The sequence below is a fragment of the Bradyrhizobium sp. BRP22 genome, assembly GCF_020194175.1.
Classification (GTDB): domain Bacteria; phylum Pseudomonadota; class Alphaproteobacteria; order Rhizobiales; family Xanthobacteraceae; genus Bradyrhizobium.
On the sequence record NZ_JADYVX010000009.1, the window covers coordinates 21,813 to 35,463 of the forward strand.

The window sequence follows — 13,651 nt, forward strand, 5'->3', positions numbered from 1 at the left end:
TGATCTTTCAGATTGTCGTCATCACGGATAGAGCCGCACCTTGGTCCAGGCCTGGCCCGGGCTCTCGCGGCGGAATTCGATGCGGTCGTGCAGGCGGTAGGGACGGTCGTGCCAGAACTCGATGCTGACAGGCGTGACGCGCCAGCCGCTCCACCCCTGCGGGCGCGGCACCTCGCCGATCACATATTTGGCGGCGACCTTCGCGATCGCCTGTTCGAACGCGAAGCGGCTCTCCAGCGGCTGCGACTGCTTGCTGGCCCAGGCGCCGAGCTGCGCCTGCTTCGGCCGCGTCGCGAAATAGGCGTCGGCTTCGGCGTCGCTCACCGGCGACACGTTGCCGCGGATGCGTACCTGCCGGCGCAACGATTTCCAGTGGAATAGTAAAGCGGCTTTAGGATTTGCGGCGAGTTCGCGGCCTTTGGCGCTGGCGACGTGGCTGTAGAACACGAAACCATCCGCGTCATAGCCTTTCATCAGCACCATCCGCACATCCGGCAGCCCATCGGCATCGACGGTTGCGAGCGCCATCGCGTTGGGATCGTTCGGCTCGGACTTGGCCGCTTTGGCAAACCATTCGGCGAACAGCGCAAACGGTTCTTCGGCGGCGGTAAAATCACCCGATGTTAACGGTGTCGGGTGTTTGATGGAGGTCGTGTCTGTCATGTCAGGAGTCCAGCGTTGCCTCGATCGGCCTCAGAGCGCGCGTTACTTGCCCTATATAGGACATGGGGACGCGTTGGCCTATCGGCGATCCGCCCGGCAGGCACGGTGATGACACTGGTTCTGATCGGCCTCAGCGCCGGTGGCTGCGCCCTGTCGCGCGGTGACAGTTTCGCCCGGCTGGACGACAAGGACTTGACCGGTGCGCTCGGCGTGACCCAAGTCAAGCGATCGGCGCCGACCGACAGCGATCTCGCCTTTGCCCGCAACGCCGCCTCCGACGTGCTGGCCAAGGGCGACAAGGATTCCAGCCAGGCCTGGGAAAACCCCGAGACCGGCGCGCGCGGTTCGGTGACGCCGCTATCGCAGGCTTACGCCGCCGAGGACGGTCGGACCTGCCGCGATTTCCTGGCGAGCTATGTCAACGGCCGGACCGAGAGCTGGCTGCAGGGCGCCGCCTGCAAAAGCGGACGCGGACGCTGGGAGATCCACAATCTGAAACCCTGGCGGTCCTGAAAGCAGTTGCAAAAATGCCACTGCGTCCCCAAATGACATCAAAGTGGGGCGACAAGCCCGAAAATTTCAGGTCTGATTTCCCGTGAAGGAGACGTGACGGATGCGCGACCCCTATGAGGTCTTGGGGGTGCCGCGGGGCGCCAGCGCCGCTGCGATCAAGAGCGCCTATCGCAAGCTCGCCAAGAAGCATCATCCCGACAACAACAAGAACGATCCGAAGGCTGCCGCGCGTTTCGCCGAGATCAACTCGGCCAACGAAATCATCGGCGACGAGGAGAAGCGCAAACAATTTGACCGCGGCGAGATCGACGCCGAGGGCAAGCCGCGCTTCCAGGGCTTTCCCGGTGGCGGCTTTTCGGGTGGCGATGCGCGCGGCCGTGCCGGTCCGGGCGGGTTCGAAACCTATACGTTCCGCAGCGGCCCCGGCGGCATGGAAGGCGGCGCAGGCGGCTTCGAGGACATCCTCAACAGCATGTTCGGCGCCGGCGCCCGTGCGCGGGGTGGCGGCCGCCAGTTTGAATTCGACACCGGCGGCGTCGGGCTCGACCTCGACCTCAGCGTCGCCATGACGGTGTCGCTGGAGGAAGCGGTGCAGGGCGCCGAGAAGCGCGTCCGCCTGCCGACCGGCAAGGAACTCAACGTCAAGATTCCCGCCGGCGTCAGCTCCGGTCAGCAGATCCGGCTGAAGGGTCAGGGCGAGACGGCGCCCGGCCACCGCCCGGGCGATCTGCTGATCACCGTGACGATCGCGCCGCATCCCTTCTTCAAGGTCGACGGCAACGATCTTCGGGTCGAACTGCCGATCACGCTGTACGAGGCGGTGCTGGGCGGCAAGGTCCGCGTGCCGACGCTCGGTGGCGCAGTCGAATTGTCGATTCCGAAGAACACTTCAAGCGGCAGGACGTTTCGGCTGAAGGGCAAGGGCCTGCCGAAAGCAGGCAGCCCCGGTGATCTCTATGTCACCGCCCGCATCATCCTGCCCGATGGGAACGATGCGGAGCTGGAAGCATTGATGGAAAAGTGGCGCGACCAGCATCCCTACAATCCCCGCAGCGATCTAGGCTGAGGGAGCGGCCTCGAGAGGGGGACCAGCGCTGTACCAAACCCCAATCGAGGCCGCGAGCGCCGATCGGCGGATCGAGCGCTGCGCGATAACGCGGGAACATCCGGTGCGATTCTGAGACGCGCCGATGTCCTGATTCCAGATTTTCAACGGCGGAATTGGGACATCGGGCAAGTGTGGCCGTTGCATCACGGAGCTCCGCGAAATGCGGGCGTTTTCGCAAAACCCGGAATCGCCCGGTCTTTCGAATCGCCGTGCGCGAACTACATAAGGCTGTGCGATGGCGCTTCGCGCTGTCGCAGCCCTCCTTGGGCGTTTCCTCCCTAGACTTGGGCCGCTTGCTTCCGCAGGTGGCCCTTTTTTCTTGGTCTTGGCCGGTGACGATGGTGCTCGCTCAGCCGCCGTTCTTTTCCATCTGGTCGTACACGGCTTGCGCGATCTGGGTCAGGCGGTTGCGGTCGCTGCCGCCGCTGACGACATAGCCGACGCCGCGATCGGCCCAGAACAGTGCGCCTTCATTGCCCTGCGTGGCGTAACGCATCTGCGTGGTCTCGGCCTGTGCCTTGGAGGCATAGACCGTGAAGCGCTCGCCGGAGGCGCTCTCATACATCAGGAACGAGGCCGGCCGTCCGGTCGGGCCGGGTAGCAGCCGGCCGCCGACCAGCTTCAATCCCGCCGCCGACATGTCCGGCGCACGCACTTCCCAGCCGCAGCGCTTGGTCAGCCAGGCCTGCAGATGGGCCCGTTCATTGCCGGGCACTTCGACCGGATGACGGACCTCGACCACATAGAGCCGGTGCGCGTCCATCGCATCCAGCGTGAAGCTCTGCACCGGCGAGGGCGTGGCTGCTGCGCCATGTGCGATCCAGCCGAGGCCGCCGCCGGCCACGAATGCCACCAGCGTTGCGGCAACGGCGCCATAGACCAGCTTGCGCGGCTGACGCACCAGCCGCTCGATCTCGAGTCGCCTCGGCACCGCTTCATCGGCGACCGAATCGTAGCGCGCATGCAGCACGTCGGCCATGGCGAGCCACGACCGCACCCGCTCGGCGTCATCCGGGTGCGCCGCCAGCCACGCCTCGACATCGCCGCGGCGCTCCGCCGGCAATTCGTTGTCGACGTAAGCGTGCAGCTCATCCTCGGTGACGGGAATCCTGGGGTTGGTCATGTCAGTCGTCTCTGTCTAATCCTTAAGAATCAAAAAACGTTCGAACCTGATGTCATGGCCATGCATACCGCCTGCCATCATTTCACCCGCCTCAGCTCCGTCGTCCGTTCGCCTTCGAGGAAGGCTTTAACGTGGGCGCGTGCACGCGCAAGCCGGGACATCACGGTGCCGATCGGCACGCCCTGGATGTCGGCGACCTCGCGGTAACTCAGTCCTTCCAGCATCACCAGCAGCAGCGCCGCGCGCTGCTCTTCCACCAATGTCGCCAGCGCGCGGGCAATGTCGCGGCCTTCGGCCTCGGTGCCGCTGGCGTCCGGATTGTTGTCCAGGAGCGGCATGAATTGCGGCCGTCGCGCCAGCGAGCGGCGGCGGTTCTTGTTGAGGTTGGTCAGGATCGTATAGAGCCAGCTCCTGACGTCGCCGCCGAGGAACAGCCGCTCCGACCGCAGCGCCCGCACCAAGGTATCCTGCACCAGGTCGTCGGCAATATCGGCATCGCGCGCGAGCGCCCGCGCGTAGCGGCGCAGCGCCGGGATCATGGCTTCGACACTCTGCCGGAACGCGGTCATGGCACCGGAATCTTCATCCTGCTTTGGCTCTGACGCCTACTCAACATAACACCTGAGTGACGTGGCTATTCCTTGTAGCGATTTGTAGCACGGGCGGAGCCGGGCTTCAGGATTGGGCAAAATGGGCGTGAAGGGGGCTGTACCGCGGTGGAGCGCTGGTGTACCTCGGAATGACAAATCCAATGCGGGAATGGACAGCGCATGGCACAGAAATCGGGTCTGATGCAGGGCAAGCGCGGCGTGATCCTTGGCGTCGCCAACAACCGCTCGATCGCCTGGGGCATCGCCAAAGCATGCCACGACGCCGGCGCCGAGATCGCGCTCACCTGGCAGGGCGATGCCCTGAAGAAGCGTGTCGAACCCTTGGCGAAGGAATTGAACGCGCTTCTGCTCGGCCATTGCGACGTCACCGACGCCGCGACCATCGACGCGGTGTTCGACGTCGCCAGGGAGAAATGGGGCAAGATCGATTTCGTCGTGCATGCGATCGCCTTCTCCGACAAGGACCAGCTCGACGGCCGCTACATCGAGACCACGGCGGAGAACTTCTCCAAGTCGATGCTGATAAGCTGTTATTCGCTGACCGCGATCGCGCAGCGGGCTGAAAAGCTTCTCGTCGATGGCGGCTCGATCCTGACGCTGACCTATTACGGCGCCGAGAAGTGGATGCCGCATTACAACGTGATGGGCGTCGCGAAGGCGGCGCTGGAAGCAAGCGTGCGCTATCTCGCCGCCGATCTCGGCGAGAAGAACATCCGCGTCAACGCGATCTCGGCAGGCCCGATCAAGACGCTGGCGGCCTCCGGCATCGGCGATTTCCGCTACATTCTGAAGTGGAACGAATACAACGCGCCGATGCGGCGCACGGTCACGATCGAGGAGGTAGGCGACAGTGCGCTCTATCTGCTGTCCGATCTCTCGCGCGGCGTCACCGGCGAGGTGCATCACGTCGATTCCGGCTATCACATTGTCGGCATGAAGCGTCCCGATGCGCCCGACATTTCGCTCGCCAAGGAATAATTACTGCTCCGATGCCAATGCCGACAATCTACTACATCCGCCATGGCGAGACGGCATGGAACGTGGAAGGCCGGCTGCAGGGCACCAAGGACGTTCCGCTGAACGATCGCGGCCGCACGCAAGCCTCGCATGCTGGCCATGTGCTCGCCGACCTGCTCGCGCGCGACCGGCATGACAGGGCGTCGCTGCCTTACGTCTCGAGCCCGCTGGGGCGGGCGCGCCAGACCATGGAGCTGGCGCGCAACGTGCTCGAATTGCCGCCGGCCGATTATTCGCTCGACGACCGGCTCCGCGAGATCGCCTATGGCGTCTGGGAAGGTTCGACCCTGGCCGAGATGCAGCTCGCCGATCCCGAGCTCTACGCCAAGCGCCAGACCGCGAAATGGACGATGGCGCCGGAGGGCGGCGAAACCTATGCCTCGGTGCAGCTTCGGGTGCGCGACTGGTACGACTCGCTCCTGGTCGACACCGTCGCGGTGGCCCATGGCGGCACCTGCCGCGCCCTGATGGTATCGCTCGGCATCGAAACCCCGAACAGCGCTGCCGATCTCTACATCGAGCAGGGTGCCGTCTATGTGTTTCGCGACGGCGGGCTGACGAAGTATAGTTAACCAGCTCTCCGTCATTCCGGGGCGATGCGAAGCATCGAACCCGGAATCTCGAGATTCCGGGTCTGGTCCTTCGGACCATCCCGGAATGACGGCGAGGCGGTTTGACCGCCGTGCCCTCGCGCGTTACGACAAGTCAGTATTGACTTACGAGTTAGACGACGAATGTCCCACAACACCTTCGGCCATTTGTTCCGGGTCACGACCTTTGGCGAGAGCCACGGGGTCGCGATCGGCTGCGTGGTCGATGGCTGTCCGCCGCTGATCCCGCTGACGGCGGAGGACATCCAGCACGATCTCGACCGCCGCCGGCCCGGCCAGTCCCGTTTCACCACCCAGCGCCAGGAGCCGGATGCGGTGAAGATCCTGTCCGGCGTGATGGCGCATCCGGAGACCGGCGTGCAGGTGACGACGGGCACACCGATCGCGCTCCTGATCGAGAACACCGACCAGCGCTCGAAGGACTATTCCGAGATCAAGGACAAGTTCCGCCCCGGCCATGCCGACTTCACCTATGAAGCCAAATACGGCCTGCGCGACTATCGCGGCGGCGGCCGCTCCTCGGCGCGCGAGACCGCAACCCGCGTCGCGGCCGGCGCCATTGCGCGCAAGATCCTGCCCGATATCAAGGTCCGCGGCGCGCTCGTGCAGATGGGCCCCTACAAGATCGATCGCGACAAGTGGGATTGGGATGAGGTTGGGCGCAACCCGTTCTTCTGCCCGGACAAGGACAAGGCAGCGTTCTTCGAAGACTATCTCGATGGCGTCAGGAAGAAGGGCTCTTCGATCGGCGCGGTGATCGAGGTCGTGGCCGAAGGCGTGCCGCCCGGGCTCGGCGCGCCGATCTACGCCAAGCTCGATAGCGAGCTGGCGGCCGCGATGATGAGCATCAATGCGGTGAAGGGCGTCGAGATCGGTGCCGGGTTCGGCGCCGCCGAATTGTCGGGCGAGGAGAACGCCGACGAGATGCGCACCGGCAATGATGGCGTGCGCTTCCTGTCCAACAACGCCGGCGGCATCCTGGGCGGCATCTCCACCGGCCAGCCGGTGGTGGTGCGTTTTGCGGTGAAGCCCACTTCGTCGATCCTGTCGCCGCGGCTGACCGTGGACCGCAGCGGCGCCGAGACCGACATCATGACCAAGGGCCGCCATGATCCCTGCGTCGGCATTCGCGCCGTGCCGGTGGGCGAGGCGATGATGGCCTGCGTGCTCGCCGATCACTTCCTGCGGCACCGGGGACAGGTCGGATAGAACCTGACGAGGGCACGGGCCGCGATGCAGATCGACATCAGGGGGATCGCGGACTGGCTGATCGACGGCGCAAGGTCGACCCCTGTCGTCACCGACATGATCTCCGAACTGTGCGGGCGGCTGATCGCGGCCGGCATCCCGCTGTGGCGGGCGGGCTTCTTCATCCGGACGCTGCACCCGGAAATCTATGGGCGCAATTTCATCTGGAAGCCAGGTGAGCCCGTCGTCGTCGGCTCTGTCGATTTCGACATCAGGCAGAGTCCGGAGTTCATGGCGAGCCCGCTTGCGATCGTCTTTGGCGAGGCCAAGGAGGTGCGCTGCCGCATCGATGATCCCGAGAGCCGACGATTTCCCTTCCTCGATGACATGCGCGCGGAAGGCGTGACCGATTATGCGGCCATGCCGCTGCGCTTCATCGATGGCTTCACGCACGTTTGCAGCTGGACCACCAAGCAGGTCGGCGGTTTCACCGACGAGCAGCTCGCCGCCCTGCGATCGGTGTTGCCGGCGCTGACGCGCCTGATCGAGGTGATCGGCCTTCGCCGCGTCGCCGCGACCTTGCTCGACACTTATGTCGGCAACCGCGCGGGCATGCGCATCCTCGACGGTCAGATCCGGCGCGGGCATGGCGAGACCATGCACGCGGCAATCTGGCTGTCGGACTTGCGTGGCTTTACGGCACTCTCGGATCGACTCCCGGCCGAGACCGTCGTCGACATGCTCAACCGCTATTTCGACTGCCAGGTCGCCTCGATCCGCGCCCACAATGGCGAGGTGCTGAAATTCATGGGCGATGGACTGCTCGCGGTCTTTCCGATCGACGAGTATGTCGGGGATGCGCAACAGGTCTGTTCGCACGTGTTGGAAGCCGCACAGGAGACGCGCGCCAGCATCGAGGCGCTGCAATATCCGGTCGGCGACGTCGTCGAGCGTTTCCGTTTCGGCGTCGCGCTGCATGTCGGGACAATTCTCTACGGCAATGTCGGCGGCGGCAACCGGCTCGACTTCACCTGCATCGGGCGCGCCGTGAACCTTGCCGCGCGACTGGAGAAGATCGCGGGCCGGCTCGGCCGCACCGTCGTGGCCTCCGAAGGCTTCGCCGGCATCTGCAGCGGCAGTTGGAACGATCTCGGCGAATTCCCGATCGCCGGCTTCTCAAAGGCCCAGCGCGTTTATGGTCTGGTGGACGAGGCTCCGCAAATTCGGTCGTAGCCCGGGTGAAGCGAAGCGCAACCTGGCCGCCAAGATGGCGGTGCTCCCCCTCTCCTGCTTGCGCAGGGCTGGGGTGGGGGTCTCTCCGCGATGGACACTCTTTGAGAGGAGAGAGCCCTCACCCGGCGCTACGCCATAGCCGAAGCTCCGCTTCGGCGTTCTCCAAGGACGGCCGCCGAAGGCAGCCTATGCCTCTCCCGCAAGCGGGCGAGGTGAGCGAACTCGCAGCTGTAGCGCGCTACTCTTCCGGTTCGGTGGTAAACAACAGCGGATAGCCCTTGGCGCGGCCGGCGTCGGTGGCGCGTGTCGCCTTGGTCTCGGCGACGTCCTTGGTGAAAACAGCGACCACGCAGACGCCGCGCTGGTGCGCGGTGAGCATCACCTTGTAGGCCTGGTCCTCGGTCATGCGGAATTCCGCCTTCAGCACGGTGACGACGAATTCGCGCGGCGTGTAGTCGTCGTTGACCAGGAGGACCTTGTGCAGGCGCGGCCGCTCGACCTTGGTCGTGACCTTGGTTTTCGGGGTGGTGACCGTGTCGCTCATAGCCCGGCACTTCCTGCTGCTCTGCAAACGCGGCAGGATATAGCCTCCCCGGCGATCCTGAAACCGGCGGTTTTTGCACAGGCTCCTTGCAGGAGCGGGATGATCGCGGATGCACGACAAAACCTCGCCAAAATCGGGGCGAGCGCATGGCCAAGCTTGCATCCTGGACGGAAGGCTAACCTGAATGTGAAGGACAAATGATGTTCGCTCTTTGCGCGGCGCAGTTTGCGTGTCACCATCATTGACGTTCGACGGGAGGGCAGCTTATGCGCTGGTATGTCTCGATCGGGGTTGTGCTTGTCGCAGGCTGGCTTGCCGGCGGCGACCGGGTCGGTTTCGCGGCGCCGGGGCCGGGCAACCAGGGCACCCGCCAGGTGGTGGAGAAGGATGCGAACCCCACCGTCGATGTCGAACTGATCCTTGCCGTCGACGTCTCCTATTCCATGGACATGGATGAACTGGCGATCCAGCGCGAAGGCTACGCGCAGGCGATCGTGTCGAAGGAATTCCTGCAGGCGCTGAAGGCCGGCCCGAACGGCAAGATCGCGGTGACCTATTTCGAGTGGGCCGCCTCAAGCGACCAGAAGATCATCATTCCCTGGCGGCTGATCGACGGCCCGGAAACCGCTGACGCCGTTGCCGCCGAGATCATGAAGACGCCGATCCGCCGGGCGTCGCGGACCTCGATCTCGGGCGCGATCAATTTCGCGGTGCCGCTGTTCGATGAAGACCCGTATCGCGGCCTTCGGCGGGTGATCGACATTTCCGGCGACGGGCCCAACAACAACGGCGCGCCGGTCACGACCGCGCGCGACGCGGCGCTGGAGAAGGGCATCGTCATCAACGGGCTGCCGATCATGGTGAAGGAGCCGTCTTATTCCACCATGGATATCGACAATCTCGATCAATATTACGAGGATTGCGTGATCGGCGGTCCCGGCTCCTTCGTAGTGACGATCAAGGAGCGCGACAAATTCAAGGAAGCGATCCGCACCAAGCTGCTGATGGAAGTCGCCGGCCACACGCCCAAGGTTGTCCCGGTCGCCGAGAAGGAGCCGCGCGTGAGCTGCATGATCGGCGAAAAGATCTGGCAGGACAGGTGGGGAAGGTAACATCCCTTCCTTCTCCCCCTGTGGGAGAAGGTGGCGCGCATGCAATGCGCGCCGGATGAGGGGTTCTCTCCACGAGTGACCGTGCCCGTGGAGGCAACCCCGCACCCCAACGAGTTCTTGGTCGGCACCGGAGCGGCCCTCTCCCACAAGGGGCGAGGGCACATCAACCGGCAGCCGATACGCATCCGCTATGATCCCTCGCGCATCACCTGTTCCGGTGCCCGGCGGAGCGAGTTCGGGAGCGCGGGGCCCGCGCCGAAGCGCATGATGATGTCCGGGCGCCGCTCGCCGAGGTTCAGGAACGAGGCGAATTGGGAGCGGACCGCCGCCACCTCGACCGGCTGATTGATAAACGCATATTTCAATCCGAGCGCGGTCGCCTGCAGGCCGAAGCGCTGGCAGGCGCGGCCGACGGCGATCCAGTGAGCCTTGTCGCCGGCATCGGCGGCAAGGACGACGATGCCTGCCGAACTTTCGATCTGCTCGCGGTACTTCCTGTTCTCTCCGTTCTCGGTGAAGAAGAGGCCGAGCAGCGGCCGGGCAATCCAGGCAGGAAGCGCCGGATTTCCGGAGCAGCGCGAGAACAGTCCATCCATCGTCGCCATCGCATCCGCTTCGCTGAACCGCAACCAGCGCTGCAGTTCGTCCATGAACGCCTTGTCGCGCATCTGTGCCGAATTGCCTTGAACGACATAGTCGGCGACGTTCGATATCCTGGCACGGTCGGTCAACATGATGGCGGAGACGCCGGGCTCGCGACATGCGCTCTCCAGCAGGCGCAACGTCTCGCCTGAAACGGGTCTGCCGTCGTAGGTCGTGCGGGTGCTTTGGCGGACCGTGATCGCATCGGCAAGCGGCGATTTCACAGGCGACGTGGTTTCCAGATCAATCACGATCTCCTCGCCTGTGGCGACGGGATTCGCCTTCAGTCCGAGCATCGAGGCGGCAAGCACAAGATTTTCCGCAGCGCATCCGAGGCTGACGAAGAGATGGTGGTCATCCGGATCGACCGCGGGGCATCTGCGCGCGAGGTCCGGCGCGATGACGATCCTGTCGGCGCTCGCGGTGAAGATCCAGGGCTGGGTATTATGGCTGTTGGCCGCCAGCGTGGCAAAGCGCACGAGTTCGCGGCTTCTCGGCGTGGGCTGCAACGGTGCCCTGACGATGCCGGCGGCTTCCTCATACGTCATTGGTGCTGCTCCTGCCTGCGATGATGGCGCTGCCATCACCGCGGCGCCGAGACCGAGCGCGGTTCCGAACATCTGTCGTCTGTCGATGAGCATCGATCCGCTTCCGGATACATTCGCAAGGAAGCAGTTAGCGCCGTGGCGAGCCGCAGCGGTTGACCGAGGTCAAGGCCGGCCGGGCTACCTCCTGAACCTGGCCACCAGCTCGACGTGCGGCGTGTGGCGGAACTGGTCGACCGGCGTGACGCCTTCGATCCGGTAGCCGCCGTCGATCAGGATTCTTGCATCGCGGGCGAAGGTCGCGGCATTGCAGGACACCGCGATCACGACCGGCACCTTGCTTGCGGCTAGCTGCGTTGCCTGCGCCTGCGCGCCTTGCCGCGGCGGATCGAACACGACGGCGTCGAAGTCGCGCAACTCCTGCGGCATCAGCGGGCGGCGGAACAGGTCGCGCGGCTCGGTCTTGACCGGCTTCAAACCCGGTGTCGAGGTCGCGGCCTTCTGCAGGCTCGCGACCGCGTCGGCGTCGCTGTCGAAGGCGGCGACGCGCGATTTCGCGGCGAGGCGCAGGGCGAACGGGCCGACACCGCAGAAGAGGTCGGCGATGTGCTTGGCGCGCTGGCAGCGATCGCCGACGAGCCGCGCCAGCGTCTCCTCGCCGGCGACGGTCGCCTGCAGGAACGAGCCTGGCGGCAGGATCACCTGGGCCGTTCCGATCATCACCGCAGGCGGCGCGCGCATCAGCACCAACTCGCCATGCCGCGTCAGCCGCGCCAGGCGATGCTGTTCGGCGATGCGCGACAGTGCCGCGATCATCGTCGAGGGCAGGGCGCCCGAGCCGCGGACGTCGACGTCGAGGCCATTGATGGTCGCGGTCACCTGGATGTCGAGCGGCTTGCCTATCTTTATCAGCGGCTCGGCAATTGCCCAGGCGGCATCGAGCGCGCCGCCGAGGCCGGGATCGAGGATGGGACAACGATCGACGGGGATGATGTCGTGCGAGCTTGCCACGGCGAAGCCGACCTTGAGCACTTCGTGCGTGCCCATGCGGGCGTGCAGGGTGATGCGGCGGCGCCCCAATCCGTGGGCGTCGATCAGCGGGGCGACCTCCGCCGTAACTCTGGCCTGCGCCAGCGCCTCGACGACAAGCTCGCGTTTCCAGGCGCGGTAGCTTTCATTGTCCCAGTGCTGGATCGCGCAGCCGCCGCAGAGCCCGAAATGCGGGCAGAACGGCGCGATACGCTCAGGGCTCGCGCTCTCGACCTGGAGCAGGCGTCTCCGATCGGGATGGCCGGGGACGGCGGCAACCTCGACCGTCTCGCCGGGAAGCGCGTAAGGAACATAGATCGCCTGGCCGTTTACGATCGCGACGCCATCGCCGCGATGGCCGACATGGTCGATCGCCAGCCGTTCAGCCACGGCGCGCGCCGAGGAAGAATTCGATATTGCCGTCGCCGCCGGTGATCGGGGACGGAAATACCTGGATATCCGTGCAGCCCTGAACAGCCGCGAAGGCCGCGATGTCGTCGCAGATCTCCTGATGCACCATCGCGTTACGGATGATGCCGCGGCGCGAATGTTTTCGCTGTGCCTCGAATTGCGGCTTGATCAGCGCGAGCAGGTGCATCGGCGCCGCCGCGAGCGACAGCGCCACCGGCAGCACCATCTTCAGCGAGATGAAGCTGACGTCGATGACGACGACATCCGGTCGCGCCGGCAGGCGCTTGCCCTCGAAGGAGCGGATATCGGTCTCTTCCATCGACACGATGCGGGGATGGCCGCGCAGCGATGGATGCAACTGGCCGTGGCCGACATCGATCGCAAACACCAGGCTTGCGCCGTTGGCGAGCAGCACCTCGGTGAAGCCGCCGGTGGAAGCGCCGACATCGAGGCAGACATGGCCTTCGATGTCGATCGGGTATTGCTCCAGCGCGCCGGCGAGCTTCACGCCGCCGCGCGACACATAGGGGTGCGCGGGCTCGGCTGACAGCTCCGCATCGGGCGCCAGCGTATCGGAGGGCTTTGTCACCTGCTTGCCGTCGGCGATCACGAGTCCGGCCTCGATCGCGGCCCGCGCCCGCGCCCGGCTCTCGAACAGGCCGCGCTCGACCAGCAGCACATCCGCGCGCTTGCGCGAGGCCTGCTCGCTTTCGCTTTTCTTCATATGCTTCGGCCTGTCTTTCGGTCGTGCGCCGCCGCAAGGCGGACGCAAGTCTCGAAGCAGGTAAGGTCGTGCCAGATATCCGCAGGCGCGGCCTTCGGCGTCACCAGCGGGCAGCCGTGCAGGTCGAGGGCGTGCATCATCATCAGATTGTCGGGCAAGCCAAACTCTTCCACAGTGAGACCGTGTCCGTCGGCCAGGTAGCCGTCCGGCAACGTCGTCACCTCATATAGGCGCGCCACGCGAGTTGCATATGACGCGGGGTCGTTTGAGTAGCCGAGGCACAATTTGCCGCGCCCCGCCATGTAGCCGAGCTCATAGACGGTGCCTGCGTCGGCACTGGGGCCGCGAAACGGCGTCAAATTGGCGATGATGGCATCGGCAGCCTCCATCATCGCTTCGTTGCCCTTGAAGATGGTGAGGGACGCATCCGGCGCCGACAGATCGACCGCGTTGTCGAGCGGATAGAGTCCGCTCAGGCCATAGCCGGCGCAAATCTCGACCTTGCGCCGTCCGATCTCAATCGGATCCGGCAGGAACACATCGGGACCTGCCAGATAGATCTTCATCGCGGAATCCG

15 protein-coding genes are annotated in these 13,651 nt (G+C 64.9%); 7 read left to right on the forward strand and 8 right to left on the reverse strand.

What is annotated here, in order from left to right; translation table 11 throughout:
* Positions 1-21: 21 nt before the first annotated feature.
* Positions 22-663, reverse strand: coding sequence for a pyridoxamine 5'-phosphate oxidase (gene pdxH / locus I6F35_RS14200; RefSeq protein ID WP_225118299.1), 642 nt, complete (start codon positions 661-663; stop codon positions 22-24).
* Positions 664-771: 108 nt separating this feature from the next.
* On the opposite strand from pdxH, the gene I6F35_RS14205 reads away from it, so the two are divergent.
* Both I6F35_RS14205 and I6F35_RS14210 read left to right on the forward strand, forming a co-directional pair.
* Positions 772-1,176, forward strand: coding sequence for an RT0821/Lpp0805 family surface protein (locus I6F35_RS14205; protein ID WP_225118300.1), 405 nt, complete (start codon positions 772-774; stop codon positions 1,174-1,176).
* A gap of 100 nt (positions 1,177-1,276) precedes the next feature.
* The gene (locus I6F35_RS14210; protein ID WP_225118301.1) at positions 1,277-2,242 is read left to right on the forward strand and encodes a DnaJ C-terminal domain-containing protein; all 966 of its coding nucleotides are present in this window, start codon (positions 1,277-1,279) and stop codon (positions 2,240-2,242) included.
* A 391-nt stretch (positions 2,243-2,633) separates the two neighbouring features.
* Here I6F35_RS14210 and I6F35_RS14215 read toward each other — a convergent pair whose 3' ends face one another.
* Positions 2,634-3,407, reverse strand: a complete 774-nt coding sequence (locus I6F35_RS14215) for an anti-sigma factor (RefSeq protein ID WP_225118302.1) — start codon at positions 3,405-3,407, stop codon at positions 2,634-2,636.
* A 77-nt stretch (positions 3,408-3,484) separates the two neighbouring features.
* Entirely contained in the window at positions 3,485-3,976 is a 492-nt protein-coding gene (locus tag I6F35_RS14220; RefSeq protein ID WP_225118303.1) for a sigma-70 family RNA polymerase sigma factor, read from the reverse strand.
* Between the two features lie 201 nt (positions 3,977-4,177).
* Here I6F35_RS14220 and fabI point away from each other — a divergent pair, with 201 nt between their 5' ends.
* From fabI to I6F35_RS14240, 4 genes are all read left to right on the forward strand, one after another.
* Positions 4,178-4,996, forward strand: a complete 819-nt coding sequence (gene fabI, locus I6F35_RS14225) for an enoyl-ACP reductase FabI (RefSeq protein ID WP_225118304.1) — start codon at positions 4,178-4,180, stop codon at positions 4,994-4,996.
* 11 nt (positions 4,997-5,007) lie between these two features.
* On the forward strand, positions 5,008-5,607 hold the full coding sequence (locus I6F35_RS14230) for a histidine phosphatase family protein (RefSeq protein WP_225118305.1): 600 nt from the start codon (positions 5,008-5,010) through the stop codon (positions 5,605-5,607).
* 162 nt (positions 5,608-5,769) lie between these two features.
* Positions 5,770-6,855 carry a chorismate synthase gene (gene aroC / locus I6F35_RS14235; protein ID WP_225118306.1) on the forward strand — a complete coding sequence of 362 codons (1,086 nt, stop codon included), beginning with the start codon at positions 5,770-5,772 and terminating at the stop codon, positions 6,853-6,855.
* 24 nt (positions 6,856-6,879) lie between these two features.
* Positions 6,880-8,067: an adenylate/guanylate cyclase domain-containing protein gene (locus I6F35_RS14240; RefSeq protein WP_225118307.1), complete on the forward strand. Its 1,188-nt coding sequence runs from the start codon at positions 6,880-6,882 to the stop codon at positions 8,065-8,067.
* 238 nt (positions 8,068-8,305) lie between these two features.
* On the opposite strand, the gene clpS is transcribed toward I6F35_RS14240, so the two are convergent.
* Positions 8,306-8,611, reverse strand: coding sequence for an ATP-dependent Clp protease adapter ClpS (gene clpS, locus I6F35_RS14245; protein WP_225118308.1), 306 nt, complete (start codon positions 8,609-8,611; stop codon positions 8,306-8,308).
* Between the two features lie 266 nt (positions 8,612-8,877).
* On the opposite strand from clpS, the gene I6F35_RS14250 reads away from it, so the two are divergent.
* On the forward strand, positions 8,878-9,723 hold the full coding sequence (locus I6F35_RS14250) for a DUF1194 domain-containing protein (protein WP_225118309.1): 846 nt from the start codon (positions 8,878-8,880) through the stop codon (positions 9,721-9,723).
* A gap of 188 nt (positions 9,724-9,911) precedes the next feature.
* On the opposite strand, the gene I6F35_RS14255 is transcribed toward I6F35_RS14250, so the two are convergent.
* The 4 genes from I6F35_RS14255 to I6F35_RS14270 form a co-directional block, all read right to left on the reverse strand.
* Positions 9,912-11,006: a Tat pathway signal protein gene (locus tag I6F35_RS14255; RefSeq protein ID WP_225118310.1), complete on the reverse strand. Its 1,095-nt coding sequence runs from the start codon at positions 11,004-11,006 to the stop codon at positions 9,912-9,914.
* 84 nt (positions 11,007-11,090) lie between these two features.
* A complete protein-coding gene (locus I6F35_RS14260; RefSeq protein WP_225118311.1) occupies positions 11,091-12,329 on the reverse strand; it encodes a methyltransferase in 1,239 nt (412 codons plus the stop codon).
* Positions 12,322-13,074 carry a TlyA family RNA methyltransferase gene (locus I6F35_RS14265; RefSeq protein ID WP_225118312.1) on the reverse strand — a complete coding sequence of 251 codons (753 nt, stop codon included), beginning with the start codon at positions 13,072-13,074 and terminating at the stop codon, positions 12,322-12,324. The genes I6F35_RS14260 and I6F35_RS14265 overlap by 8 nt, the downstream gene beginning before the upstream one ends.
* Positions 13,071-13,640 carry a nucleoside 2-deoxyribosyltransferase gene (locus I6F35_RS14270; RefSeq protein WP_225118313.1) on the reverse strand — a complete coding sequence of 190 codons (570 nt, stop codon included), beginning with the start codon at positions 13,638-13,640 and terminating at the stop codon, positions 13,071-13,073. The genes I6F35_RS14265 and I6F35_RS14270 overlap by 4 nt, the downstream gene beginning before the upstream one ends.
* Positions 13,641-13,651: the final 11 nt, after the last annotated feature.